The following is a 24,333-nucleotide window of genomic DNA, read 5'->3' on the forward strand; positions in this document are numbered from 1 at the left end:
TCGACGCTTTCCGGGCATCCGTGCCGTAGGGTGCTCGCATGGGGGATCAGAGTGTGGTGCGCGGCGGCTTCCGTGGCGTTTTTCGCGTCGCTGTGGCGGCGGTTGTCGCCGCGCTGGTCTTGGCGGTGACATCCTGCGGCCTCGGGGCCACGACGCACCCGCCGGATCCCGCCGGCCGCGAACCCTTCGCCCGCAGCGTGATGGCGGCGGCCATCGGCGGCAACTCCGACGACGTCGCCGCCCTCGTCGGACCCGCCATGACGAACGCCGGCCCGGAGGCGCAGCAGCTGGTGGACGCCACCCGCGGCTGGGGTCCGGACACCTGGCACCTGGGGGTCCGGAGCGACTTCCCCTCTACGTCCAATGTCACCGCCTGGCGCGAAGGCCTGCAGCCCACCGTCCGGTTCGCCATCTCGTGGACCGGGGACCGCTGGTACCTCGCGATCGGCGAGCCCAGGAATCCACCGACCGGGGGAGCGAAGATCATCGATCCCGCCACCCGGACCCGGTCCACTCCGCCTGCCCCGCAGCCCGGGGCGTCAGCCGCGCCGTCGAGCTGTCCCACCGCAACCACTGGTCGCGGCACCGCCCCCGGGGCTCCCCACGGGGCCGACGACCTGAGCTGCCGGACGTTCAGCTCGTCATGGGCCCAGGCCCGAGGCCGGAACCTGTACTGGCTCACCGCCACTCCCGTGCAGCTGCGCTTCGATCGGCGGGCAGGCACGACGGCGGTGCTCGGCACCGCGTGCGGGGACCTGACCGTTCCGATGGCGGTGGACGGGTTCGGCATGGTCCCGGATGGGGTGGGAACGACCGATGGTGTGGGGGACTGCCTGGATGCGGACAAGCGCGCCTGGCTAAGGGACTTCTTCGGTGAGCCGTCGGTCTACCAGCTGGATTCGGCGGAGCTGGTGATCACCAACCCGCGCGGCAAGATCCGGTTCGCCGTGGGTGCGGTAACGGGCTAGCTGTTGGCCTGCAGGGCCGTGCACTCCGGGCACAGGCCGAAGATCTCGACCGTGTGCTCCACCGCGGTAAAACCGTGCTCGGCGGCTATCCGGGCGGCCCAGGCCTCCACGGCAGGCGCCTCGACTTCCACGGCCTTCCCGCAGTTCCGGCAGAGCAGGTGGTGGTGGTGTCCGGTGACGGCGCAGCGGCGGTACACCACCTCGCCGTCGGCGTTCCGCAGCACATCCACCAGGCCCTCGTCGGCGAGCGACTGCAGGATCCGGTAGGAGGTGGCGAGTGAGACGGAGGTGCCCCGTTCCTGAAGGATGCGATGCAATTCCTGGGTGCTGACGAAGTCGGCGAGTTCATCCAGCGCGGCGCTGACCGCGAGACGCTGCTTGGTCACCCGCTGCTCCCTGCCCGCGGGCTGGTCCTTGCCGCCGGACGGCGCGGCGGCCGGCCGTCCGTCGGTGGTGGCGCCGTGGGACATGGGAACTCGCTTCGCTGCTCGGGGATGCTGCCGGATGAGAGGGGTTCCAGATTACCAGCCGGGCCGTGGACACCGCTCCGACGGGGGTCCTAGGCTGGCCGGATGAAGCTGAAGAAATTCACCCACGCCTGTGTCCGGCTCGAGAAGGACGGCAAGGTCCTAGTGCTGGACCCCGGCACCTTCTCCGAGACAGACGTCGCGCTCGCCGGTGCCGACGCGGTCCTGATCACCCACGAACACGGCGACCACATCGACGTCGACGCCGTCACCGCGGCGCTGCTGGTCGACGATGAGCTGCAGCTCTACGCGCCGGAGGGGGTCGCCGCCACGCTGCGGGACAAGGCGCCGGCGGCCTCCAGCCGGATCCACACGGCCGTCGAAGGTGACGAGCTTGAGGTGGCGGGCTTCGCGGTGCGCTGCTTCGGCGGCCAGCACGCCCTGATTCATCCCCAGATTCCGGTGGTGGCCAACATCGGCTACCTGATTGACGCGAATGTGTACCACCCGGGGGATTCCTTCGCGGTGCCGGACGGGATTGCGGTCGGCACGCTGCTGGTGCCCATTCACGCGCCGTGGAACAAGATCGGCGAGGTGGTGGACTTCGTGATCAGCGTCCGGGCGCCCCGGGCCTTCCCGGTCCACGACGGGCTGCTCAACGAGGTGGGCGTGGGGCTGGTCGAGGCGCACGTGACCCGCATCGGCGCCCGCTACGGCACCGAGTACCGGCACCTGTCCAGCGGCGATTCCGTGGAGGTTTAGGCGGGCCAGGTCCCGGTCTCGAAGAAGGACCGGAGCGTGGCCTCGTGCGGCGCGGGGTCCAGGCCCTGCGCCTGGAGCCAGCCGTCGTCGTAGTAGTTGCCGGAGTAGCGGTCGCCGCCGTCGCACATGAGGGAGACGATGCTGCCCGTCTCGCCGTCGGCGATCATCTGCGCCACCAGCTGCCACACGCCCCAGAGGTTTGTGCCGGTGGACGGGCCGGCGTGCAGCCCGGCGACGTCGCGGAGATGGCGCATGGCGGCCACCGAGGCGGCGTCCGGGACCTGGATCATGTGGTCGATGACGGCGGGGACGAAGCTGGGTTCCAGCCGCGGCCGGCCGATGCCCTCGATCCGGGAGGGCAGGCCGGTGACGTCCGCGCAGCTGCCGCCGTCGCGGTGTTCCTGCCAGCCCGTGAAGAACGCGGAGTTCTCCGGATCGACGACGGCGAGCCGGGTCGCGTGCCGTTGGTAGCGCAGGTAGCGGCCGATCGTGGCGCTGGTGCCGCCGGTGCCGGCGCCCACGACGATCCAGCGGGGGACCGGGTGCTCCTCGAGGGCCAGTTGGCCGAAGATCGATTCGGCGATGTTGTTGTTGCCGCGCCAGTCGGTGGCCCGCTCCGCGTAGGTGAACTGGTCCATGTAGTGGCCGCCGGTGCTGGCCGCCAGTTCCTCGGCCGCGGCGTAGACCTCCGACGCGTGGTCCACGAGGTGGCAGGTGCCGCCGAACTGTTCGATCAGCGCGATCTTTTCCCGGCTGGTGGTCCGGGTCATGACCGCGATGAAGGGCAGGCCCAGCAGTTGCGCGAAGTAGGCCTCGGAGACGGCGGTGCTGCCGCTGGAAGCCTCGACGATGGTGGTGCCCTCCCGGATCCAGCCGTTGACCAGGCCGAAGAGGAACAGGGACCGCGCCAGCCGGTGCTTGAGGCTGCCGGTCCGGTGCGTGGATTCGTCCTTCAAATACAATTTCACGCCCAAGTGCTCGGGCAGGGGCACCGAGTAGAGGTGGGTGTCGGCGGACCGGTTGTTTTCCGCATTGATTCGGCGGATGGCCTCGTCGGCCCAGTCCCGGTCTTGATGGCGCGCGGTGATCACCGCTACAGCCTACCCGGGGCCATGCTGCGGATAGGGTGGCGGGATGGAGACTCTGATGACTGTTGCCGAACTCAAGGACCGGTTGGATGCGGGCACGCGGACGGTGCTCCTGGACGTGCGCTGGGTCCTGGGGGACCCGCACGGACGGGATCATTACTTGGAATCGCACCTGCCCGGCGCCGTCTTCGTCGACCTCGCTACCGAGCTGGCGGCCCCCCACGAGGACCCCACCCGGGGACGGCACCCGCTGCCCCCGCTGGAGCAGTTCCAGGCCTCCGCCCGCGCGTGGGGAATCTGCGAGGGTGACACCGTGGTCGCGTACGACAACAGCGGCAACATGGCCGCCGCCCGGGTCTGGTGGATGCTGCGCAATGCGGGCGTTTCCTTGGTCCGACTGCTCGACGGCGGCCTGGCCGCCTGGCTGGAGGCGGGGTTCGACGTTGAGGGCGGCGAGGCGACCGCAGAACCGGGCGACGTCGAGCTGACCGAGGGGGGAATGCCCGTCGTCGATGCCGCCGGCGCCGGCGCCTGGTCCGGCTCGGGGCTGTTACTGGATGCGCGGGCCGGCGAGCGGTACCGGGGCGAAATCGAGCCGGTGGATCCGCGGGCCGGACACATCCCCGGAGCCGTCAGCGCTCCGACCTCGAACAACCTGGGCCCCGACGGTCGGTTCCTTCCGGCGGATGCCCTGCGCCGGCGGTTCTCGGAGCTCGGCGTCAACGAGGGCGTCCAGACCGCAGTGTATTGCGGCTCCGGCGTGACGGCAGCCCACGAGGTCGCGGCGCTGGAGATCGCAGGGTACCGGGCGGCGCTGTATCCGGGGTCGTTCTCCGAATGGTCCAACAACCCCGGAAACCTCGTGGTCACCGGCGCCGAGCCGGACGGTACGCACCAGGGCGCCAAGGACTGACCGGTTTACCCCGACAGCACTGAAAGTCCGGGCGGCCATCGCGGCGCAGGAGTACGACGGCCACGTTTGCTTGCACATGGGGCGCCCGGCCGACGCCCCAACTTCAGGCGACGAGCTGCTCATTGGGCTGACCCCTCGTGGCGACTCCCCGCCGGTGGCGCAATCGCTGCCGGTGCCTGAGCTTCCTGGTAGTCCTCCTCGAGTTCGACTCTTTGGGCTGTGAAACATCCGTCCCCGGACCACATCCGGGTAGCGGTGGCGCTGTGGACGTGTATGTATGGCCGGTGGGGGTGCTGAGTTCGAGGGTGTGGCGGATCGTCCCGCGTGGGCTGTCGATGGGCTGGGCGGTCCAGCCGGGGGTTTCTTTGGTGTGATTGCAGGCCTCGCAGAGTCCGGCGCCGTTGGCTGCTGTGGTTTCTCCGTCCCGGTGCCAGGGGAGGACGTGGTCCAGGTGCCGGATGGGGGCGTCGCAGTACGGGGTCCGGCAGGTGGTGTCCCGGGCCTCGATGAACCGGCGCAGCCCGGCCGGGAAGAGCCGGGCCCGGGCGTCCATGCCGATCAGTTCGCCGGTGCCGGGCGCGGTGTACAGCCGGCGGACCCAGGTTGTGAATTCTGTGTCGTCACGCTTGCCGGCCACGAGTTTCCTGGCCCACCCGGCCGGGACGACACCGTAGCCGGCGAGCCTCGCGGGTTCACTGTCCCCGGCGAGGAGGGTCCGGTCGGTCATGACGAGCTGAACTTCAACGCCGGTGATCCCGCCCGGTGTGCCGGTGACCCGTTCGACCACGGCATCGGCCATTAACTGGGCGCGGGAGCGTGGGTCTCCGGTGGCGCGGGCGGTGTCGGCGTGCCGGGTCAGGGCCGCGTAGGCGGCGACTCCTGAGGCGACGGGGAGCAGAGCGGTGAGGTAGCACATGGTGTCCGGTGCCGGGCGGAGGCTGACACTGCGTTCGGTTTCGGCGTGCGCTGCGCGTTGGGTGACGGAGCGTGGGTCGTGCCGGTAGGCGGCGGCCTTGGCGGCGCAGATGATGGCCCGGTCTCCGGCGCCGTCGAAGGCGCCGGTGTCGGCGGCGAGTTCCTCATCCACCGCGGCCCTATCGGAGGCGTCCAGGCAGGCCGTTTCGCGGACCAGGAGCGTGGCGCGCCATTCGTTCAGGCGCCCGGTGTCAAGGGCGGCCAGGGTGTGCGGCATCTCGGTCACGAGTGCCCGGGCCAAACCCAGCAACCGGGACCCTTTGGCCGGGGATTCCCGCCGCGCCAACGCGACCTCCGCCCCGACGCCTGCGCCAAGCTGGTCCGCGGGCATGCCGAGAGCGGCTTGTTCCCGCCGCCGGACCAAGTCCAGCGCCACGGCCAGCCTGGCCTGCCTGGCCGCGATCGCCGATTTCCGGTCCTCCAGCGCCCGGAGCTCATCGACGATCGCCGCCGCGTCGCCCACCACCGGGTCCGCACCGACCACATTCTCGAAAAGCTTCCGACTGCCTTCCATGACTCCATTCAATCGGAGGGGTCTGACATTAAAGGATGGAAGGGACGGCGGCCCAAGAATGTGGCGCGTCGGGATGGGGAAACCAAGGAAGAATCAGCCGACGCCCACCCGGCTTGGTCCGTGCACACCCCAAGTGGCCGCCGGGAGAGTCTGGCATCAAACCGGCACGCCTGTGACGTAGTCTCGTCAGCGGACGCCGTCGCGCGCAGCGGCAGTGACGCCCACCCCACCAACGCGAAGGGACACGGCCGTGCCAGATCGACCGGAGATCGTTTGCCTCTGCGGCTCGGCCCGCTTCGTGGCGGAGATGCGCGCGGCCAACCTCAAGTTAACCCTCGCGGGTGCCATTGTCCTCGCGCCGGCCGAGGCACGAGAAGAGCTCACCAACGAACAGAAATCAACCCTCGGCGCAGTGCACCGCCGCAAGATCGACGTCGCCGACCGCATCCTGGTGGTGAACCCCGGCGGTTACATCGGCGAATCCACGGCCGGCGAAATCGCCTACGCCCGTGCAGCCGGAAAGCCGGTCGGCTTCACGGACTGAACGGTCAGCGGCGAGACGGGCAAGGACCCCCAAGTGGCACGGAAACCAACCCCGGGGGTAGCGTCGAACCATGACTCCAGGACGCCCCGTACCGCCGCCCCTCGCCAAGCCCCTTCCCGACCTCACCGACGCCGCCGGCCCCACCCTCGCTGCCGCCTACGGTGCCACCGCCCCGGACAGCGGCCTGGTGCCGCTGACCGTCGCCCGGCGCGCCCCCAAGGCCGACGACGTCGAGATCGCCGTCGAGTTCTGCGGCCTCTGCCACTCCGACGTCCACGCCAGCCGCGGGGAATGGGGCGGAAACACCTACCCGCTGATTCCGGGCCACGAGATCGTCGGCCGGGTCACCCGCGTGGGCTCCGCCGTCGACGACTTCACCGTCGGTGAGCGCGTGGGCGTGGGCTGCATGGTCGACTCCTGCCGCGAATGCGAGAGCTGCCTCGACGGCCTCGAGCAGTACTGCGAAAAGGGCATGACCGGCACCTATGGCGCCAAGGATGCCCGCAACGACGGCGCCGTCACCCAGGGCGGCTACGCCACCTCGATCGTGGTGGACCGCAACTACGTGCTGCGCATCCCCGAAGGCCTCGACCCGGCCGCTGCCGCGCCCCTGCTGTGCGCCGGCATCACCACGTTCTCCCCGCTGAACCACTTCGAGGTCGAGGAGGGCGACGCCGTCGGCGTCGTGGGCCTCGGCGGCCTCGGCCACATGGCCGTCAAGATCGCCAAGGCGATGGGCGCCGAGGTGACCGTCTTTACGACGTCGGAGCGGAAGTTCGCCGCCGCGCGTGAACTCGGCGCCGACCACGTGGTCCTCTCCACCGATCCGGCCGCCATGGAAGCCGCTGACCGCAGCCTCGACGTCATCATCGACACCGTCGCCGCCCCGCACGACCTCAACCCGTACTTCCGCACGCTGCGCGTTGACGGCGCACTCTTCCAACTCGGCCTGCCGTCCGAGGCGATGCCGCCGGTTAATCCAGGCTCGCTGATCCGCCGCCGGATCGCCTACGCCGGATCGTTGATCGGCGGGATCGAGGAGACCCAGGAAATGCTGGACTTCTGCGCCGAGCACGGCGTGGTCTCCGACATCGAACTCGTCGGCGCGGACCAGCTCAATGAGGCCTATGACCGGATGGTTGCCGGCGACGTGAAGTACCGCTTCGTCCTTGACGCCTCCACCCTCGGAACCCCGGCAGAGAAGGCGGACGCATGAGCACCCTGTTCACCAAGATCATCAACGGCGAGATTCCCGGCCGCTTCGTCTGGCGCGAGGACGACGTCGTCGCCTTCCTAACCGTGGGCCCGCTTGCCGACGGGCACACCCTGGTGGTGCCGGTCGAGGAGGTGGACCGCTGGACCGACGCGTCGCCCGAGACGCTGGCCCGCGTCATGGAGGTGGCGCGGAAAATCGGCGCCGCCCAGGTGGACGTCTTCGGGTCCGCCCGCGCCGGCCTGACCATCGCCGGGTACGAGATCAACCACCTGCACGTCCACGTCTGGCCGTCCAACTCTATGGCCGACTACGACTTCGGCGCCGTGGACCAGCACCCGGATCCGGAGCGCCTCGATGCTAACGCCGAGAAGCTGCGGGAAGGGCTGCGCGCGGCGGGCTACGGGGAGTTCGTTCCGGGCGCATAAACGCCCCCGCGACGTATCCCCGCTGGCCCCGGCGTTACGCCGGGGCCAGCGCCTTGTTAAGCACCGTCCGGATCCGCTTCTCGGAGACCGAATAGGCCGTCCCGAGTTCGACGGCGAACAGGCTCACCCGCAGTTCCTCGATCATCCAGCGGACCTGGGTTAACTCCGGCCCGATGCCCCGGCCCGGGAGCAGCGCCGAGACGGCGTCGTCGTAGTCGTCCTCGAGCCCCTGGATGACGGCCATGTGCTGGGCGTCGCGCTGGACGGTGGTGGGCAGCTTCTCCAGCCGCTTCTCGATCGCCGCGAGGTAGCGCGGCAGCTGGCTCAACTGGGCGTAGCCCGTGCGTGCCACGAAGCCGGGGAAGACCAGCTGCTCCAGCTGGGCCTTGATGTCATTCAGGGCGCTGATCAGTGCCAGGCTGGTGGTGCCGCGAAGCTGTTTCTCGATCCGCCGGGTGCTGGCCAGGATGCGTTCGACGACGGCGGTGACGGTGAAGACCGTGTCGATAAGCTCGGCGCGGACCTGCTCGTACAGTGCCTTGAAGGACGGCTCGTCCCACGGGAGGACGGCCGGGGTGAGCTTGTCGATCGCGGCCAGGGCGCAGTCCGCGATCAGGGCAGAGACCGAGCCGTGCGGGTTCTGGCTGAAGGTCAGCTTCTCCGTGTTGTTCAGGTGCTCCAGGACGTAGCGGTCCGGCGGCGGGACCTTGAGGGTCAGCAGGCGGATCACGCCCCCGCGCATCGCCTGTTCCTGTTCGCCCGCGGTCTGGAAGAGCCGCAACGCCACCGAGGTGCCCTCGTCCACCAGGGCCGGGTAGCCGGTGACGGTGTGGCCCTTGACCATACCCTGGACCTGCCGCTGCACACTGCCGAAGGTCCAGTCCTTGAGGCCGGTCAGCTCGGTGAAGCCGGCGGCAGAGCCGGCCTGCTGTGCACTGCCGGCTCTGCCGTTGCCGGCAGGGCCGTTCTCCGCGGCGGCCGGGGCGGTGCCCTTCTTCGGAGCCGTTGTCGAAGGAGTTGCGCCCAGGGACTCTGCGATGGCGCGTCGGGTGGCCGGCGCCAGTTTCTCCTGAAGCGCGGCGAGGTCCTTACCCTCGTCGAGGAGCTTGCCGCGGGCGTCCACCACGCGAAAACTGACCCGCAGGTGCGGCGGCACTGCATCCCAGTTCCAGGATCCCGGTGGGATGACTTGGCCGCGGAGCCTGCGCAGCACGAGTTCCAGGGACGGCTCGAGGTCGTCCGTGGCGGGATCGAAGTCGGCCTCCAGCGCGGCCACTGCCTGGCGGGCGACGTCGGGGGCCGGGACAAAGTTCTTGCGCACCTGCTTGGGCAGGGACTTGATCAGGGCGGTGACCAGTTCCACCCGCTGGCCCGGGATCAGCCAGCGGAACGCGGCGTCGTCGAGCTGGTTGAGGAACAGCACGGGGACTTCGGCGGTGACGCCATCGGAGGGGTTCGGGGCCGCCCCTGGGGCCACGGGGCTGAACTCGTAGCTCAGCGGCAGCTCGAAGCCCTTGTGCAGCCAGGTTTTGGGGTAGGCCGAATCGTCGAGCTCGTCAGCGTCCTCGCTGATCAGCAGCGACTTCTCGAAGTCCAGCAGTCCCGGATCCTGCTCCCGGGCCTCCTTCCACCACTTGTCGAAGTGGCGCTCGGAGACTACGTCCTTGCCCACCCGGGCGTCGTAGAACTCGAACAGGGCTTGGTCGTCCACAAGGATGTCCCGGCGGCGCATCCGGGCCTCCAGTTCCTCGATCTCCTGCAGCAGGGCCCGGTTGCGGTGGAAGAACTTGTGGTGGGTCTGCCAGTCGCCCTCCACCAGTGCGTGCCGGATGAAGAGTTCGCGGGACAGGTCCGGGTCCACGCGGCCGTAGTTGACCCGCCGGTTGGGGATGATGGGCACGCCGTACAAGGTGACCTTCTCATGGGCCATCACCGAGCCCATCTTCTTGGACCAGTGCGGCTCGCTGTAGCTGCGCTTGACCAGGTCCGGGGCCACCTGCTCGGCCCAGAGCGGATCGAACTTGGCGGCCACCCGTGCCCAGAGCCGGCTGGTCTCCACCAGCTCGGCGGCCATCACGAAGGTGGGCGACTTTTTGAACAGCGCGGAGCCGGGGAAGATCGCGAAGCGGGTACCGCGGGCGCCTGCGTATTCGCGCTTGCGTTCGTCCAGGATGCCGATGTGGCTCAGCAGGCCCGAGAGCAGGCTGATGTGGATGCCCTCGTGGTTGCCGACCGGGTCGGTCAGGCGCTTGTTGTCCAGGCTGATCCCGAGCGGCCGGGCCATTTGCCGCAGCTGCGCGAACAGGTCCTGCCATTCGCGCACCCGCAGGTAGTTGATGAACTCGGCGCGGCACAGTCGGCGGAACGCGGTGGAGGAGAGCTCCTGCTGCTTCTCCTGCAGGTAGTTCCAGAGGTTGAGGTAGCCGGTGAAGTCCGAGTTCTCATCCCGGAACCGCGCGTGCTTCTCCGCGGCGAGCTGCTGCTTGCCTGAGCCGTCCCCTTGGGGGCGCTCGCGCGGGTCCTGGATGGTCAGCGCCGCGGCGAGGATCATCACCTCGCGGACGCAGCCGCGCTTGCCGGACTCCACGATCATCCGCCCCAGCCGCGGGTCCACCGGGAGCTGGGCCAGTTGCTGGCCGACGGCGGTGAGGCCGCTGCCGTTGCGGCCACCGGCGGTCCGTCGGCCGGGACGGCCCCCCGTCTCGTCCGGCGCCTCCGGCTGCCGGGCGGCGCTCAACGCGCCAAGCTCGCGCAGGAGCGTGACGCCGTCGTTGATCGCGCGGGATTCCGGCGGTTCGACGAACGGGAAGTTCTCCACGTCCTTGGGCCCGCGTGCGACGCCCATGGCGGTCATCTGCAGGATGACGGCGGCGAGGTTGGTTCGCAGGATTTCCGGGTCGGTGAACGGCGGGCGGGACTCGAAGTCCTCCTCCGAGTACAGCCGGATGGCGATGCCGTCGGAGACGCGCCCGCAACGGCCCGAACGCTGGTTTGCCGAGGCTTGGGAGACCCGCTCGATCGGCAGGCGCTGGACCTTGGTGCGGTGCGAGTAGCGCGAGATGCGGGCGGTGCCGGTGTCGATGACGTATTTGATGCCGGGAACCGTCAGTGAGGTCTCGGCGACGTTGGTGGCCAGGACGATCCGGCGCTTGCTGCCCGGGTGGAAAACCTTGTGCTGCTCCTGCAGGCTCAGCCGGGCGAAGAGGGGGAGCACCTCGGTGCCGGCCAGGCGCCGGTTCGCCTGGATCCTGGCGTTCAGTGCCTCGGCGGCGTCGCGGATCTCGCGCTCGCCGGAGAAGAAGATCAGGATGTCCCCGGGCGCCTCGAGGGCCAGTTCGTCGACGGCGTCGCAGACGGCGTCCAGCGGATCCCGGTCCTCCTCCAGCTCGTCGTCGGAGGCGGTGCCCTCGCCGTCTCCGTCATCCGCGCCGGGACCGCCGGCGGGGGCGGACAGCGGACGGTAGCGGATCTCCACCGGGAAGGTGCGGCCCGAGACCTCGACGATCGGGGCGGGCTCCTCCTCGCTGCCGAAGTGCTTGGCGAAGCGCTCAGGGTCGATGGTGGCCGAGGTGATGATGACCTTCAGGTCCGGCCGCTGCGGCAGGATGCGCTTCAGGTAGCCGAGGATGAAGTCGATGTTGAGGCTGCGCTCGTGTGCCTCATCGATGATGATCACGCTGTACTTTCGCAGCAGCTTGTCGCGCTGGATCTCCGCCAGCAGGATGCCGTCGGTCATCAGCTTGATCTTCGTGGACCGGCTGACCTCCCCGGTGAAGCGGACCTGGAAGCCCACCTCCTGGCCGATCTCGACGCCGAGCTCCTCGGCGATGCGTTCGGCCACCGTCCGCGCGGCGAGCCGCCGCGGCTGGGTGTGGCCGATCAGTCCCTTCTCGGCCAGGCCCAGTTCCAGGCACATCTTCGGAATCTGGGTGGTCTTACCGGAGCCGGTCTCGCCGGCGATGATCGTCACCTGGTTGGCGGCGATCGCGGCCATCAGGTCCTCGCGGCGCTCGGAAACCGGCAGCTCGGCGGGGTAGGAGATATGGAGTGTCATGGCTGGCTCCAGTCTACTGGCCGGTTTCCGCGGCAGGGGCTCAAAAGCTAAGCCTACTGAGGAATATTTGGCCGGGCCGCGGACTTGGACCCGTCATGACTACTATCGCAATCATTGGAGCAGGATCGGGGCTCGGCGTTGCCGTCGCCCGCCGTTTCGGCGCGGAAGGCTTTTCCGTCGCCCTCCTTTCCCGGAACCAGGGCCGGGTGGACGCCCTGGCGGAGACCCTCTCGGCCGAGGGAATCGAGGCCAAGGGCTTCGCGGCCGACGTCCGGGACCCCGACTCCATCACCCGGGCGCTGGAGGCCGCTACCGAAACCCTCGGCCCCATCGAGGTGCTGCAGTACAGCCCGTTGCCGCAGAAGGACTTCATGCGTCCCGTCCTGGAGACCACCCCCGCCGACCTGGTGGGACCCGTGGAGTTCTCCATCTATGGCCCGGTGGCGGCGGTCCACCAGGTCCTTCCCGGCATGCGGTTCCTGGGCAAGGACAAGGGCACCATCCTCTTCGTCAACGGCGGCTCGGCGGTAAAGCCCGGCCGCAACGTCACCGGCACCTCGGTGGCGTTCGCCGGCCAGGCCGCCTACGCCCAGCTGTTGAACGAGGTGCTCGGCGAGGAGGGCATCAAGGTGTCCCAGCTGATCATCGGCGGCCGCATCATCGACGGCGACCCGGAGAAGGATCCGGCCGTCCTCGCCGGACACCTCTGGGACCTGCACGCCAAGCGTGACCGGTTCCGGCTGCAGATCAGTTCCGATTAGGCATCCCCGAACATCACCGACAGTTCACCGACACTGGACAGGAGTAAGAGTATGACTGCGAAGACATGGTTTATCACCGGAACCTCGCGTGGTTTCGGCCGGGAATGGGCCCTCGCGGCGCTGGGCCGCGGAGACAACGTCGCCGCCACGGCGCGTGACGCGAAGAGTCTGGGCGCGTTGGTTGAGGAGTTCGGCGACAGGATCCTTCCCATCGAACTCGATGTCACGGACCGCGAAGCCGCCTTCGCTGCCGTGGCCCGGGCGCACGGGCATTTCGGCCGGCTGGACGTGGTGGTCAACAACGCCGGCTACGGCCAGTTCGGCACGGTGGAGGAGCTGAGCGAAGCCGACGCCCGCGATCAGATCGAGACGAACCTCTTTGGCGCGCTGTGGGTCACCCAGGCGGCGCTGCCCTTCCTGCGGGAGCAGGGTAGCGGGCACATCATCCAGGTCTCGTCCGTGGGCGGCGTCTCGGCCTTCCCCACCGTGGGCATCTACCACGCGTCCAAGTGGGCCCTGGAGGGCCTGAGCCAGTCCCTTGCCCAGGAAGTCGCGGAGTTCGGCATCAAGGTGACCCTGGTGGAGCCGGGCGGCTTCGCCACCGACTGGGGCGGCAGTTCCGCCCGTCACGCCGAACAGATGCCGGAGTACGACGGCGTCCGCGAGCGGGCGGCCAACCGGCCGAGCCGGCGCGGCACCCCGGGCGATCCGACGGCGACCCGGGAGCCGATTCTGACACTGGTGGACGCGGACGAACCCCCGCTGCGGGTCTTCTTCGGCGAGGCGCCCCTGGGCATCGTCACCGCCGACTACGAGTCCCGGCTGGCCACCTGGAATGAGTGGCAGCCGCTCTCCGTGGCCGCTCACGGCGGCTGAGTCCTGCGGGGAAAGCGGCGGGCCGGCCGGGCGCACTGCCCGGCCGGCCCGCCGCTGTGTGAAGCCGGCGGCCGCGGTTAGAAATTCCGCAGCGTGTAGCCGGTGCTTGGCAGGTCGTGGGCCATCCAGTAGTCCTCCGAGCGGACGGGCGGGTTGTGGCCCAGTCCATCCTTGCGGAGGGCGCGGAGGGTGGCCGCGGCGACGGCAATAACCAGGATGATGACGGCGATTCCGAGGATTTCCATAGCTCTATGGTTCGCCGGTGACGGGTCAAAAATAAGTGGCAGAAAAGCCCAAAAAGCTAAAATTTCTGCCACACTTGAATCATGATCCGTTCGGTGGCAATGATCGTGGTTCCCAACTTTTCCATCTTCGAATTCGGCACCGCCTTCGAGGTGTTCGGCGTCGACCGTTCCGGCCGCGGCGCGGGCCTGCCGGCCTTTGATTTCCGGATCGTCACCCCCATCCCCGGGGACGTCCCGATGCAGTCCGGCCCCACCCTGCACGTGGGACTCGGGCTGGACGCGGCGGCGGACGCGGACCTGGTGATCATGACCCCGTTCGGCAAGGACTCTGATGTTCCCGACGCCGTGATCGAGGCCCTGCGCGCCGCCCACGAGCGCGGCGCGTGGGTGATGTCCATCTGCTCGGGGGCTTTCGCCCTGGCCCGGGCCGGGCTGCTGGACGGCCGGCGCTGCACTACCCACTGGCACTACTCCCGCGAACTGGCCGAGCGGTACCCCGAGGCGGTGGTGGACGAGAACGTGCTTTACGTCCAGGACGGCCGGATCATCACCAGCGCCGGGACCGCCGCGGGGATCGACGCGAGCCTGCACCTGGTGCGGCTGGAATTCGGCGCGGCGGTTGCCGCCAGCATTGCCCGCGACATGGTGGTGCCCCCGCACCGCGACGGCGGACAGGCCCAGTTCATCGACCGGCCGGTTCCCCGGTGCGGGTCCCAGCCGATGGAGGAGCTGCTGCGCTGGATGGTCGGCAACTTGGGGGAGGAGCACCCGGTCAACGAGCTGGCGCGGCGGGTTCACATGTCGCCGCGGACCTTTGCCCGGCGCTTCCGGGCCGAAACCGGGGCGACGCCGGCGGCGTGGCTGAACTCCCAGCGCGTGCTCCGCGCCCAGGAGTTGCTGGAGACGACGGACCTGACCATTGATGAGGTTGCACGGGAGTCCGGGTTCGGCCACCCCGTCCTGCTCCGCCACCACTTCGCCAAGGTGCTCGACACCAGCCCGCAGTCATACCGGAGGGCCTTCCGCGGCCACCTCGCGGCGGTTTAGGGAGCGCTACTGCCCCGGCAAGTCCCCGGCGTCGGCGCGCACGCACTCGACCAGCTCACGCCACGGGCCCGTGATGTGCCGTTCGGGCAGGGTCGCGCGGCGCCGGCCGGCGCGGATGTTGTAGACGAACCGGTCCGGCTGCGGGGCCTCGTCCGCGTCCCCGGGGAGGTCATCCCATGGGCAGGCCTCGATCAGGCCCTGCCAGCGGTCCACGGCGTCCGGCGTCGCGGGTTCGGTACTCCAGACGCGCTGGAATCCCGCGACGCCGCCGCTGCGCTGCACGGTGATCTTCATGGGTTCGTCTCCAGCCACCAGGATTACGGCCGGCTGCCGCCTTACAGCCTGACTTTGACAGTTTCCCACGCCGAGCGCACCGCGTCATGCTCCGGTGAATCCGCTCCGAACAGCTCCTGGGCGGAGGCCGCCGTGGCCTTGGCGAAAGCGCTGAACGTCGACGCCGGCTTCAGCGATCCTCCGGTCAGGGTCTCGTACCAGATCCGTCCCGGGGCCTCCCATGCGTTCCCGCCGAGGGTGGTGGCCGTGAGGTAGAACGCCCGGTTGGGAATGCCGGAGTTCAAGTGCACCCCGCCGTTGTCCGAGCTGGTGTGGACGTAGCCATCCATCGAGTCGGGCTGCGGGTCCTTGCCCAGGACGTCGTCGTCGTACGCCGTGCCCGGCGCCTTCATCGAGCGCAGCGCCACGCCTTGGACCTGGTCGGTGAAGAGGCCCTCGCCGATCAGCCAGCTGGCCTGCGCCGCGTCCTGCTGCCGGACGAACTGTTCCACCAACGCACCGAAGACGTCCGAGACGGACTCGTTCAGCGCACCGGACTGGTTCCGGTAGGTCAGCCCCGCCGAGAACTGGGTCACGCCGTGGGTGAGCTCGTGGCCGATCACGCTGAGCGCCACCGTGAACCGGTTGAACACCTGGCCGTCGCCGTCGCCGAAGACCATCTGGTGGCCGTCCCAGAACGCGTTGTCGTAGCGCTGCCCGTAGTGCACCGTGGCGTCCAGGGGCAGGCCGTTGCCGTCCACCGAGTTGCGCCCGAAAGCGTCCGCGTAGAGCCGGTGCGTGTGGCCGAGCCCGTCATACGCCTCATCGGCGGCCGGGTCCGAGGTGGCCGGCTCACCCTCCTTGCGGACCAGGGCGCCGGGCAGGTTCTCCGAGCCCTTCGCGTCATAGATGGTGCGCTGCGGCGGACCTGGCGCCACCTGGCGGATTCCCGGCGGGGCCGTCGGAGCCGCCGCGGCCCGTGCGGCCTGGAAGCTCTTGACGTGCAGCAACGCCTCCCGGGCGGCGCGCGCGGCCGCCTCCAGCCGGGGTTCCGACGTCTGTGCCGCCAGCCGGCGCAACAGGTAGGGCGGGATGATGGAGCAGTACATGTGAGACCCCTTTGCTCTAGCCGATGCGACCAGCCTACGAGCGGGGTGCGACATTTGGCAGGGACGGCCGCCCGCCGGATCCGCCGGGCGGCCGTCCCGGCGGGTACGGTAAGCCAATGGCGCACTCCGGTAAAGAGAACAAGAAAAAGTCCAGCTCCACGCTGCTGACCGTGATCATCGCGTTCGCGATGAACGTGCTGGTGGCGGCCGCCAAGTCGGTCGCGGCGGTCCTGTCCGGTTCGGCGTCGATGACCGCGGAGGCCGCGCACTCGTGGGCGGACACGGGCAACCAGGTCTTCCTCTTCTTTGCGGAGCGGCGTTCGGCCCGGCCACGGGACAAGAGCCATCCCATGGGCTACGGCCGGGAGGCCTACGTCTGGTCCATGTTCGCGGCCTTCGGACTCTTCACCGCCGGCGCCGTGGTCTCGATCATGCACGGCATCCAGGAGATCATCGCGCCGGAGCCCGCGGCGGACTTCATGGTGGCCTACATCGTCCTGGCAGCGGCATTCGTCTTCGAGGGGATTTCCTTTGTCCAGGCGTTCCGGCAGACCCGGAAGGCCGCGCATGAACTGGACCGCCACACCCTGGAGCAGGTGCTGATCAGTTCCGATCCGACGCTGCGGGCCGTCTTCGCCGAGGACGCCGCGGCGCTGATCGGCCTGGTGGTCGCCTTCGTCGGTGTCTTCCTGCACCAGGTCACCGGTTCCCCGTTGCCCGATGCGATCGGCTCGATCATCGTGGGCGTCCTGCTGGCCGTCGTCGCCGTCGTGCTGATCGACCGGAACCGCCGCTTCCTGGTGGGCCAGGGTGTCACTGCCGACATCGAACAGTCCATGGCGCGCCGCGTGCTGGAGCACCGGGACATCGCCCGACTCACCTACCTGCACCTCGAATTTGTCGGCCCGCGGAAGCTCTACCTGGTCGCGGCCGTGGACTTGGAGGGCGACCACCCCGAGCATGAGGTGGCCGTGGCGCTTCGCCGGATCGAACGCGAACTCGAGGACCACGAGACGGTCGAGGAGGCGGTGTTGACCCTGGCGACGCCGGACGAGCAGCCCCTGCACATCAGCGCGGACAAGGAAGGCGCGACCCCCTAGCCGGAGAACCCGGGCGCAACGCAAAGAACCCCTCCACTTCAGCTGAAGCGGAGGGGTTCTCACTGTGCCCTCGGTAGGATTCGAACCTACGGCCTTCTGCTCCGGAGGCAGACGCTCTATCCCCTGAGCTACGAGGGCAATCAGGGATTCCTGCCGTCACCGGCGGGACGTCCTAGAGCTTAGCAGGAAGGTGGGCCGCAAACGAAAACGACGCAGCGGGTGCCGGAATTCCGCGCAGATGCGGGCCCCCGGTAGGCTTGAACCGTGACCCCAGAAGAACTTTCCCTTGCCATATCCGCCTGCCTCCAGGACGCCGTCGCCGCCGGTGAGATCGCCCTCGCCGCCACCGATATTCCGGAGGCTGTCCGCGTGGAGCGGCCGAAGAACAGGGACCACGGGGACTGGGCCACCAACATCGCCCTGCAGCTGGCGAAGCCGGCCGGGACCAACCCCCGCCAGCTGGCCGGGCTCCTGAGCGAGCGTCTGGCCGGGATCGCCGGGGTGGCCGCCGTGGACATCGCCGGGCCCGGGTTCCTGAACATCACCGTCGACGCCGCCGCCGCGGGCGCGCTGGCCAAGGCCATCGTCCAGGCGGGGGCCGGCTACGGCACCAACACCGCGCTCGCGGGCCGCACCGTGAACATGGAGTTCGTCTCCGCCAACCCCACCGGGCCGCTGCACATCGGCCACACCCGCTGGGCCGCCCTGGGCGATTCGATCGCCCGCGTGCTCCGGGCCTCCGGCGCGGACGTCACGGCGGAGTACTACATCAACGACGCCGGTTCGCAGATGGACGTCTTCGCCAACTCCGTGCTGTCCCGCCTGCACGGCCGCGATGTCCCCGAGGGCGGCTACCCGGGCGAATACATCGCCGACCTGGGCCACGAGGTCCTCGCCGAGCACCCGGCCATCCGGGAGCTGACGGACGTGGCAGCGCTGCCGGTCATCCGGGCCTCCGCCTACCAGGCGCAGCTGAAGGACATACAGCAGACCCTCGCGGAGTTCGGCGTCGCCTTCGACGTCTACTTCTCCGAGCAGGAACTCCACGACGCCGGGGCGATCGCCAGTGCCGTGGCCCGGTTGCGCGAGCAGGGCCACGTCTACGACGACGGCGGCGCCGTCTGGCTGCGGACCACGGACTTCGGCGACGACAAGGACCGCGTGATGATCCGCGCGAACGGCGAGCCGACCTACTTCGCCGCCGACGCCGCCTATTACCTGTCCAAGAAGGACCGCGGCTTCACCGAAAAGATCTACCTCCTCGGCGCCGACCACCACGGCTACATCAACCGGCTTAAGGCCATCGCGGCCGCCGCGGGCGACGACCCCGAGGTCAACATCGAGGTCCTGATCGGCCAGCTCGTGTCCGTCAACGGTGCCAAGCTGTCCAAGCGGGCCGGCAACATCATCGAGCTCAAGGACCTGATCTCCTGGCTGGGCAAGGACGCCGTGCGCTACTCCCTGGCCCGGTTCCCCGCCGATTCGCCGCTCACCCTGGACCCGGAACTGCTGAAGAAGCACAGCAACGAGAACCCCGTCTTCTACGTCCAGTACGCCCACGCCCGCTCCCGCGGTGCCTCCCGCAACGCAGCCGCCGCCGGCGTCGAGCGCACCGTGGACGGCCGGGAGGCCTTCGACGCGGCCCTGCTGGACCACGCCACGGAGAACGAACTGCTCTCGCACCTTGGCAGCTACCCCTCGATCGTGGCCAAGGCCGCCGAGCTGCGCGAACCGCACCGCGTGGCCCGCCACCTCGAGGTCATCGCCGGCGCCTACCACCGCTGGTACGACGCCTGCCGGGTGGCTCCGCTCGGCGAGGAAGCTGTCACCGACCTCAACCGCGCCCGTCTGTGGCTCAACGACGCCACCAGCCAGGTGCTCGCCAACGGACTTGACCTGCTGGGCGTCTCGGCGCCGGAACGGATGTGACCATCATGACCGCAAGCCCCGCCAACAACGCCGCGTCCCCGCTCGCCCCGGACTGGCTGGACGTCCCGGCCGACCTGAATGCCCTGCACGCGCCGATGTGGGCCGCCGGCGTCGCCCGCACCGACGGCGGCGAGCTCGCCATCGACGGGGTTCCGGTCAGCGAGCTGCAGCGGCAGTTCGGCACCCCGCTCTTCGTCATGAGCGAGACCGACTTCCGGGCCCGGGCGCGCGCCTTCCAGGACGCCTTCAACGAGGCCTTCGCCGACATCTGCGGGGGAGTGGACGTCTACTACGCCGGTAAGTCCTTCCTCTGCACCGCCGTCGTCCGCTGGGTCGAAGAGGAAGGCCTCCGGCTGGACACGGCCTCCGGCGGCGAGCTGGCCGTCGCGGCCCGCGCCGGCATCCCCGGGGCGGCCGTCGCGCTGCACGGCAACAACAAGTCCGACGCCGAGATCCACCGCGCCTTGGACATGGGCCTGGGCCGGATCGTGGTGGACAGCCTCCCCGAGCTCGAGCGCGTCGCGGCGATTGCCGCCAACCGGGGCGAGACCGCCAAGGTCATGCTGCGGCTGACCCCGGGTGTGCACGCCCACACGCACGAATTCATTGCCACCGCCCACGAGGACCAGAAGTTCGGCCTCTCCATGGCCGGCGACTCCACCGAGCAGGCAGGGCTCTCCGCCGCGGAGGAGGCCGTGGCCGCCGCCGCCGGCCACGCCAGCATCGAGCTGCTGGGCCTGCACTGCCACATCGGCTCGCAGATTTTCGAACCGGACGGCTTCGCCGTGGCCGCGGAGAAGCTTCTGGACTTCCTCGCCGCGATGCGCTCGAAGTACTCCGTGGAACTGCCCGAGCTGGACCTCGGCGGCGGCTACGGCATCGCCTACACCCCGGTGGACGCCCCGCGCCCGCCCGCGGAGATTGCCCGGGCGATGGCCGCCGTCGTCCGCGCCAAGGTGGCCGAGCTTGGCATCACCGCACCGCGGATCTCGATCGAGCCCGGACGCGCGATCGTGGGCACCAGCACCTTCACGCTCTACGAGGTCGGCACCCTGAAAACCGTGCGGGTGGACGTGGCGGTGCCCGCCGGCGGCGCCGAAGGCTTGGATAACGTTACGTACCCCCGCCGCTATGTGTCGGTGGACGGCGGCATGAGCGATAACGCCCGCCCGGTGCTGTACGACGCGGATTATTCGGCGGTCCTGGCCTCCCGCAGCTCCACCGCGGCCCCGCAGCTGTCCCGCGTGGTGGGCAAACATTGCGAGAGCGGCGACATAGTTGTTAGAGATGTATACCTGCCCGAGGACGTGGCAGCCGGTGATCTGCTCGCTGTACCGGGGACCGGCGCCTACTGCTGGGTCCTCTCAAGCAATTACAACTATCTGGCCCGTCCGGGCGTTGTTGCCCTGCGCGACGGAGCAGCCCGGCTGATTGTCCGCGGGGAGACCGAAGCCGATCTGTTGAACCGCGACATGGGAGTCTGAATGACGCAAATGCGTACCTTGAAAGTGGCCCTGCTGGGCTGTGGCAACGTCGGGGCCCAGGTAGCGCGGATTCTCATTGACGACGCCGACGCCCTCGCCTCCCGCACCGGTGCCCGCCTGGAGCTCAGCGGCATCGCCGTGCGCACCCCGGGCGCCCGCCGCGACGTCGAACTGCCGGCGGACCTGTTCACCACCGACGCCGAGTCCTTGGTCAAGGATGCGGACCTGGTGATCGAACTGATGGGCGGCATCGAGCCGGCGCGAAGCCTGATCCTCACCGCCATCCGGCACGGCGCCTCCGTGGTCACCGGAAACAAGGCCCTGCTGGCCCAGGACGGCCCCACCCTCTACGAGGAGGCAGACAAGGCCGGCGTGCAGCTCTCCTACGAGGCCGCCGTCGCCGGCGCGATCCCCATCCTGCGCCCCATCCGGGACAGCCTCTCCGGGGACCGGATCACCCGCGTCCTGGGGATCGTCAACGGCACCACCAACTTCATCCTCGACCAGATGGACAGCACCGGCGCGCAGTTCGCCGATGCCCTCGCCGAGGCCCAGCGGCTCGGCTACGCGGAGGCGGATCCCACGGCCGACGTCGGGGGCCTCGACGCCGCGGCGAAGGCCGCCATCCTGGCCTCACTGTCCTTCCACACCCGCTTCGCCCTCGAAGACGTGTACTGCGAGGGCATCACCGGCGTCACGGCGGCGGACATCGCCGCGGCCAAGGACGCCGGGTTCGTCATCAAGCTCCTCGCCATCGCCGAAAAACTCGGTGATTCGGAAGGCAACGAGGGTGTCTCGGTGCGCGTGCACCCCACCCTGCTGCCCCGCGAACACCCGCTGGCCGCCGTCCGCGGCGCCTTCAACGCGGTCTTCATCGAGGCGGAGAACGCCGGCGAGCTGATGTTCTATGGCCAGGGCGCCGGCGGCACCCCCACCGCGTCCGCCGTGCTCGGTGACCTGGTGTCCGCGGCCCGGCGGATCGTCCTGGGCGGCCCCGGCCGCACCGAGACCACCACCGGACACGTGCCCGCGCTGCCCATCGACGCCGCCGTCACCAGCTACTACATCGGCCTGGACGTGGCGGACCAGCCCGGCGTGCTCGCGCGGATCGCGCAGCTGTTTGCCGAACAAGGCGTCTCGATCGAAACCATGCGGCAGACAGTGCACCGCGAACCGTCCTCTCCGGCCACCTCGGCGGAGCTGCGGATCGTCACGCACCGCGCCAGCGAGGCCGCCCTCGCGGCCACCGTCCAGGCCGTCAAGGGCCTGGACGTCATCAATTCAGTCACATCCGTACTGCGGGTAGAAGGGGTCTAAGTGGCTCACCAATGGCGCGGAGTCATCCGCGAATACGCCGAACGCCTGCCGGTCACCGAGGCCACGAAGGTCATCACCCTGGGTGAGGGCGGCACCCCGCTGGTCCACGCGCAGAAGCTCTCCGCACTCACCGGCTGCACCGTCTACCTCAAGGTCGAGGGCATGAACCCCACCGGTTCCTTCAAGGACCGCGGCATGACCATGGCCATGACGGCCGCCGTCGCCGCCGGCGCCAAGGCCGTGGTGTGCGCCTCCACCGGCAACACCTCCGCCTCCGCGGCGGCCTACGCCACCTCCGCCGGCCTGCGCTGCGCCGTGCTGGTGCCCGAGGGCAAGATCTCTATGGGCAAGCTCAGCCAGGCGATCGCCCACGGCGCCACCCTGCTGCAGGTGGACGGCAACTTCGACGACTGCCTTGAGATCGCCCGGAAGCTGGGGGAGTCCTACCCGGTGTTCCTGGTGAACTCGGTCAACCCGGCCCGGATCGAGGGCCAGAAGACCGGTGCCTTCGAGGTGGTCGATTCCCTCGGTGACGCCCCGGACATCCACATCCTCCCGGTCGGCAACGCCGGCAACATCAGCGCGTACTGGAAGGGCTACAAGGAATACTCGGCGCCCTACGAGTCCGCCACCGCCGGGTCGCTGCCCGCCGTCGCCACCCGCACCCCGGTGATGTGGGGCTTCCAGGCCGCCGGTGCCGCGCCGTTCGTCGCCGGCCACCCGATCACCGAACCGGACACCATCGCCACGGCCATCCGGATCGGCAACCCCGCCTCCTGGGAGACTGCCGTCGCCGCCCGGGACGAATCCGGCGGCGTGATCGAGGCCGTGACCGACGACGAAATCCTCGCCGCGCACCGCTGGCTGTCCGCCCGCGAGGGCGTCTTCGTCGAGCCCGGCTCCGCGGCCGGCGTCGCGGGCCTGATCAAGAAGTACGAGGCAGGCGAGGTCCCGGCCGGCAAGACGATCGTCATCACCGTCACCGGCCACGGCCTGAAGGACCCGCAGTGGGCACTCCGCACCGAGGATGGCAGCGACGTCCAGCCGGTGAAGGTCGCCAACGACGTCGTCACCGTCGCCGCGGAACTGGGACTGGAAGAGCACTAGCAGTGGAGACCACCCTCACCGTCCCGGCGGAGTCCGCCGCCGACACGCCCACGGTGGCGGCCGGACAGTCCGTCACCGTCCGGGTCCCGGCCACCAGTGCCAACCTGGGCCCCGGCTACGACAGCCTGGGCCTGGCCCTGTCGCTCCACGACACCCTTACGGTGGAGACCCTCGACAGCGGGGAACTGGAATTCGACCTCAGCGGCGAGGGGGCGGACACGTTGCCGCGCGACGCCAGCCACCTGGTGGCCCGGGCGCTGACTGAGGCACTGCACCGGCTCGGATACCGGCACGCGGGCCTCCGGATCACCGCGGACAACGTCAACCCGCACGGGCGGGGGCTCGGGTCCTCGGCCGCCGCGGTGGTGGCGGCAGCCTCGGCGGCCAACGCCCTGGTCCCGGCCGCGGACCGTCGCGGCAAGGACTGGATCCTGCAGTTCACCTCCACCCTGGAGGGGCACCCGGACAACGTCGCACCCGCCATTTTCGGCGGACTGGCGCTGTCATGGCAGGACAGTGACCAGTACAGCAGCACCTGCGCCGTCGTGCACGCGGACATCGTTCCCGTGGTGGCCGTTCCTGACTACGAACTCTCCACCGAGGCGGCCCGGGCGCTGCTGCCGGCGTCCGTGGGGCACCATGCCGCGGCCATGAACTCCGGCCGCGCCGCGCTCCTGATCCACGCCCTGACCCAGAGCCCCGCCTTCCTGCTGCCCGGCACCGAGGACTACCTGCACCAGAGCTACCGGGCCCAAGCCATGCGCCCCAGCGCGGACCTGATAGCCGCCCTGCGCCGCGCCGGCCACGCCGCCGTCGTCTCCGGTGCCGGACCCACGGTCCTGGTGCTCGCCGACGGTGCGGAGCGGGCGGCCGAGGCGCAGGCCTTCATCGCCGAGTACACCGCGGCCAACACGCCGGGCGTGTCCTGGCGCGTGATGACGCTGGCCGTGGACAGTGAAGGTGCTAAAGTGGAAGTGCACCGGCGGTAATCACGCTAGCTTTTTCAAAAGACCGCGATGTCGGCCACGTTGCCCACTCTCATCTTTCACTGCGCAATATTTTCCGGTGCCACCTGCTTCCGTCTGGCGCAGGACGCTACAGAAGCACTCTGTACCCCTGAAAAGTCAGCCGGCCGTTCCTCCATTTCGGAACGTGTCCT

At 69.4% G+C, this 24,333-nt stretch carries 22 protein-coding genes and 1 tRNA gene; 15 read left to right on the forward strand and 8 right to left on the reverse strand.

Features of this window, described 5'->3' with window-relative positions:
* Window positions 1-38: 38 nt before the first annotated feature.
* Entirely contained in the window at window positions 39-968 is a 930-nt protein-coding gene (locus tag QWJ39_RS08595) for a hypothetical protein (protein WP_290257361.1), read from the forward strand.
* Here the strand turns inward: QWJ39_RS08595 and QWJ39_RS08600 are convergent.
* A complete protein-coding gene (locus QWJ39_RS08600) occupies window positions 965-1,438 on the reverse strand; it encodes a Fur family transcriptional regulator (RefSeq protein WP_290257362.1) in 474 nt (157 codons plus the stop codon). The genes QWJ39_RS08595 and QWJ39_RS08600 overlap by 4 nt on opposite strands.
* Before the next feature lie 102 nt (window positions 1,439-1,540).
* Here QWJ39_RS08600 and QWJ39_RS08605 point away from each other — a divergent pair, with 102 nt between their 5' ends.
* The gene (locus tag QWJ39_RS08605) at window positions 1,541-2,197 is read left to right on the forward strand and encodes an MBL fold metallo-hydrolase (protein ID WP_290257363.1); all 657 of its coding nucleotides are present in this window, start codon (window positions 1,541-1,543) and stop codon (window positions 2,195-2,197) included.
* Here QWJ39_RS08605 and QWJ39_RS08610 read toward each other — a convergent pair.
* Complete coding sequence (locus tag QWJ39_RS08610) at window positions 2,194-3,288, reverse strand: PLP-dependent cysteine synthase family protein (protein WP_290257364.1); 1,095 nt, start codon at window positions 3,286-3,288, stop codon at window positions 2,194-2,196. The genes QWJ39_RS08605 and QWJ39_RS08610 overlap by 4 nt on opposite strands.
* Before the next feature lie 43 nt (window positions 3,289-3,331).
* On the opposite strand from QWJ39_RS08610, the gene QWJ39_RS08615 reads away from it, so the two are divergent.
* Window positions 3,332-4,198, forward strand: coding sequence for a sulfurtransferase (locus QWJ39_RS08615; protein ID WP_290257366.1), 867 nt, complete (start codon window positions 3,332-3,334; stop codon window positions 4,196-4,198).
* Window positions 4,199-4,301: 103 nt separating this feature from the next.
* Here QWJ39_RS08615 and QWJ39_RS08620 read toward each other — a convergent pair whose 3' ends face one another.
* A complete protein-coding gene (locus tag QWJ39_RS08620) occupies window positions 4,302-5,687 on the reverse strand; it encodes an HNH endonuclease signature motif containing protein (protein WP_290257367.1) in 1,386 nt (461 codons plus the stop codon).
* Between the two features lie 250 nt (window positions 5,688-5,937).
* Here QWJ39_RS08620 and QWJ39_RS08625 point away from each other — a divergent pair, with 250 nt between their 5' ends.
* The 3 genes from QWJ39_RS08625 to QWJ39_RS08635 all read left to right on the forward strand — a co-directional run bounded on the left by QWJ39_RS08625 (window position 5,938) and on the right by QWJ39_RS08635 (window position 7,872).
* Complete coding sequence (locus QWJ39_RS08625) at window positions 5,938-6,231, forward strand: hypothetical protein (protein ID WP_290257368.1); 294 nt, start codon at window positions 5,938-5,940, stop codon at window positions 6,229-6,231.
* A 70-nt stretch (window positions 6,232-6,301) separates the two neighbouring features.
* Window positions 6,302-7,447 carry an NAD(P)-dependent alcohol dehydrogenase gene (locus QWJ39_RS08630; protein WP_290257369.1) on the forward strand — a complete coding sequence of 382 codons (1,146 nt, stop codon included), beginning with the start codon at window positions 6,302-6,304 and terminating at the stop codon, window positions 7,445-7,447.
* Entirely contained in the window at window positions 7,444-7,872 is a 429-nt protein-coding gene (locus QWJ39_RS08635) for an HIT family protein (RefSeq protein ID WP_290257371.1), read from the forward strand. The genes QWJ39_RS08630 and QWJ39_RS08635 overlap by 4 nt, the downstream gene beginning before the upstream one ends.
* 34 nt (window positions 7,873-7,906) lie before the next feature.
* Here QWJ39_RS08635 and hrpA read toward each other — a convergent pair whose 3' ends face one another.
* Window positions 7,907-11,926 (reverse strand): ATP-dependent RNA helicase HrpA, encoded by a 4,020-nt coding sequence (hrpA, locus tag QWJ39_RS08640; protein WP_290257372.1) that lies wholly within the window; start codon window positions 11,924-11,926, stop codon window positions 7,907-7,909.
* A 95-nt stretch (window positions 11,927-12,021) separates the two neighbouring features.
* On the opposite strand from hrpA, the gene QWJ39_RS08645 reads away from it, so the two are divergent.
* Window positions 12,022-12,687, forward strand: coding sequence for an SDR family NAD(P)-dependent oxidoreductase (locus QWJ39_RS08645; protein ID WP_290257374.1), 666 nt, complete (start codon window positions 12,022-12,024; stop codon window positions 12,685-12,687).
* A 51-nt stretch (window positions 12,688-12,738) separates the two neighbouring features.
* Entirely contained in the window at window positions 12,739-13,563 is an 825-nt protein-coding gene (locus QWJ39_RS08650; RefSeq protein ID WP_290257376.1) for an SDR family oxidoreductase, read from the forward strand.
* 77 nt (window positions 13,564-13,640) lie between these two features.
* Here the strand turns inward: QWJ39_RS08650 and QWJ39_RS08655 are convergent, their stop codons facing one another.
* Window positions 13,641-13,808, reverse strand: a complete 168-nt coding sequence (locus QWJ39_RS08655; RefSeq protein ID WP_290257377.1) for a hypothetical protein — start codon at window positions 13,806-13,808, stop codon at window positions 13,641-13,643.
* An 81-nt stretch (window positions 13,809-13,889) separates the two neighbouring features.
* On the opposite strand from QWJ39_RS08655, the gene QWJ39_RS08660 reads away from it, so the two are divergent.
* Entirely contained in the window at window positions 13,890-14,855 is a 966-nt protein-coding gene (locus QWJ39_RS08660; RefSeq protein ID WP_290257378.1) for a helix-turn-helix domain-containing protein, read from the forward strand.
* 6 nt (window positions 14,856-14,861) lie between these two features.
* On the opposite strand, the gene QWJ39_RS08665 is transcribed toward QWJ39_RS08660, so the two are convergent.
* Together QWJ39_RS08665 and QWJ39_RS08670 are read right to left on the reverse strand one after the other, a co-directional pair.
* Entirely contained in the window at window positions 14,862-15,149 is a 288-nt protein-coding gene (locus QWJ39_RS08665; protein WP_290257379.1) for a protealysin inhibitor emfourin, read from the reverse strand.
* A 41-nt stretch (window positions 15,150-15,190) separates the two neighbouring features.
* Window positions 15,191-16,237, reverse strand: a complete 1,047-nt coding sequence (locus QWJ39_RS08670) for a M4 family metallopeptidase (protein ID WP_290257380.1) — start codon at window positions 16,235-16,237, stop codon at window positions 15,191-15,193.
* A gap of 116 nt (window positions 16,238-16,353) precedes the next feature.
* On the opposite strand from QWJ39_RS08670, the gene QWJ39_RS08675 reads away from it, so the two are divergent.
* Complete coding sequence (locus QWJ39_RS08675) at window positions 16,354-17,337, forward strand: cation transporter (RefSeq protein ID WP_290257381.1); 984 nt, start codon at window positions 16,354-16,356, stop codon at window positions 17,335-17,337.
* A gap of 65 nt (window positions 17,338-17,402) precedes the next feature.
* Here QWJ39_RS08675 and QWJ39_RS08680 read toward each other — a convergent pair.
* A tRNA-Arg gene (locus tag QWJ39_RS08680) sits at window positions 17,403-17,475 on the reverse strand.
* Window positions 17,476-17,601: 126 nt separating this feature from the next.
* On the opposite strand from QWJ39_RS08680, the gene argS reads away from it, so the two are divergent.
* The 5 genes from argS to thrB are packed head-to-tail and all read left to right on the forward strand — an operon-like array spanning window position 17,602 to window position 24,163.
* Window positions 17,602-19,266, forward strand: a complete 1,665-nt coding sequence (gene argS / locus QWJ39_RS08685) for an arginine--tRNA ligase (RefSeq protein WP_290257382.1) — start codon at window positions 17,602-17,604, stop codon at window positions 19,264-19,266.
* Window positions 19,267-19,271: 5 nt separating this feature from the next.
* Window positions 19,272-20,750, forward strand: coding sequence for a diaminopimelate decarboxylase (gene lysA, locus QWJ39_RS08690; RefSeq protein WP_290257383.1), 1,479 nt, complete (start codon window positions 19,272-19,274; stop codon window positions 20,748-20,750).
* Entirely contained in the window at window positions 20,751-22,067 is a 1,317-nt protein-coding gene (locus tag QWJ39_RS08695) for a homoserine dehydrogenase (protein ID WP_290257384.1), read from the forward strand.
* Window positions 22,068-23,174: a threonine synthase gene (gene thrC / locus QWJ39_RS08700; RefSeq protein ID WP_290257385.1), complete on the forward strand. Its 1,107-nt coding sequence runs from the start codon at window positions 22,068-22,070 to the stop codon at window positions 23,172-23,174.
* A gap of 2 nt (window positions 23,175-23,176) precedes the next feature.
* Window positions 23,177-24,163, forward strand: coding sequence for a homoserine kinase (gene thrB, locus QWJ39_RS08705; protein WP_290257387.1), 987 nt, complete (start codon window positions 23,177-23,179; stop codon window positions 24,161-24,163).
* Window positions 24,164-24,333 lie beyond the last annotated feature (170 nt).

Origin of the sequence: Arthrobacter sp. YD4 (genome assembly GCF_030410515.1) — a bacterium.
Classification (GTDB): domain Bacteria; phylum Actinomycetota; class Actinomycetes; order Actinomycetales; family Micrococcaceae; genus Arthrobacter.

What these genes read in the sequence shown, in the direction of transcription:
- QWJ39_RS08595 (WP_290257361.1), top strand. Translation starts at nt 39, where the DNA reads ATGGGGGATCAGAGTGTGGTGCGCGGCGGCTTCCGTGGCGTTTTTCGC.
- QWJ39_RS08600 (WP_290257362.1), bottom strand. Translation starts at nt 1,438, where the DNA reads ATGTCCCACGGCGCCACCACCGACGGACGGCCGGCCGCCGCGCCGTCC.
- QWJ39_RS08605 (WP_290257363.1), top strand. Translation starts at nt 1,541, where the DNA reads ATGAAGCTGAAGAAATTCACCCACGCCTGTGTCCGGCTCGAGAAGGAC.
- QWJ39_RS08615 (WP_290257366.1), top strand. Translation starts at nt 3,332, where the DNA reads ATGGAGACTCTGATGACTGTTGCCGAACTCAAGGACCGGTTGGATGCG.
- QWJ39_RS08620 (WP_290257367.1), bottom strand. Translation starts at nt 5,687, where the DNA reads ATGGAAGGCAGTCGGAAGCTTTTCGAGAATGTGGTCGGTGCGGACCCG.
- QWJ39_RS08630 (WP_290257369.1), top strand. Translation starts at nt 6,302, where the DNA reads ATGACTCCAGGACGCCCCGTACCGCCGCCCCTCGCCAAGCCCCTTCCC.
- QWJ39_RS08635 (WP_290257371.1), top strand. Translation starts at nt 7,444, where the DNA reads ATGAGCACCCTGTTCACCAAGATCATCAACGGCGAGATTCCCGGCCGC.
- hrpA (WP_290257372.1), bottom strand. Translation starts at nt 11,926, where the DNA reads ATGACACTCCATATCTCCTACCCCGCCGAGCTGCCGGTTTCCGAGCGC.
- QWJ39_RS08645 (WP_290257374.1), top strand. Translation starts at nt 12,022, where the DNA reads ATGACTACTATCGCAATCATTGGAGCAGGATCGGGGCTCGGCGTTGCC.
- QWJ39_RS08650 (WP_290257376.1), top strand. Translation starts at nt 12,739, where the DNA reads ATGACTGCGAAGACATGGTTTATCACCGGAACCTCGCGTGGTTTCGGC.
- QWJ39_RS08655 (WP_290257377.1), bottom strand. Translation starts at nt 13,808, where the DNA reads ATGGAAATCCTCGGAATCGCCGTCATCATCCTGGTTATTGCCGTCGCC.
- QWJ39_RS08660 (WP_290257378.1), top strand. Translation starts at nt 13,890, where the DNA reads ATGATCCGTTCGGTGGCAATGATCGTGGTTCCCAACTTTTCCATCTTC.
- QWJ39_RS08665 (WP_290257379.1), bottom strand. Translation starts at nt 15,149, where the DNA reads ATGAAGATCACCGTGCAGCGCAGCGGCGGCGTCGCGGGATTCCAGCGC.
- QWJ39_RS08670 (WP_290257380.1), bottom strand. Translation starts at nt 16,237, where the DNA reads ATGTACTGCTCCATCATCCCGCCCTACCTGTTGCGCCGGCTGGCGGCA.
- QWJ39_RS08675 (WP_290257381.1), top strand. Translation starts at nt 16,354, where the DNA reads ATGGCGCACTCCGGTAAAGAGAACAAGAAAAAGTCCAGCTCCACGCTG.
- lysA (WP_290257383.1), top strand. Translation starts at nt 19,272, where the DNA reads ATGACCGCAAGCCCCGCCAACAACGCCGCGTCCCCGCTCGCCCCGGAC.
- QWJ39_RS08695 (WP_290257384.1), top strand. Translation starts at nt 20,751, where the DNA reads ATGACGCAAATGCGTACCTTGAAAGTGGCCCTGCTGGGCTGTGGCAAC.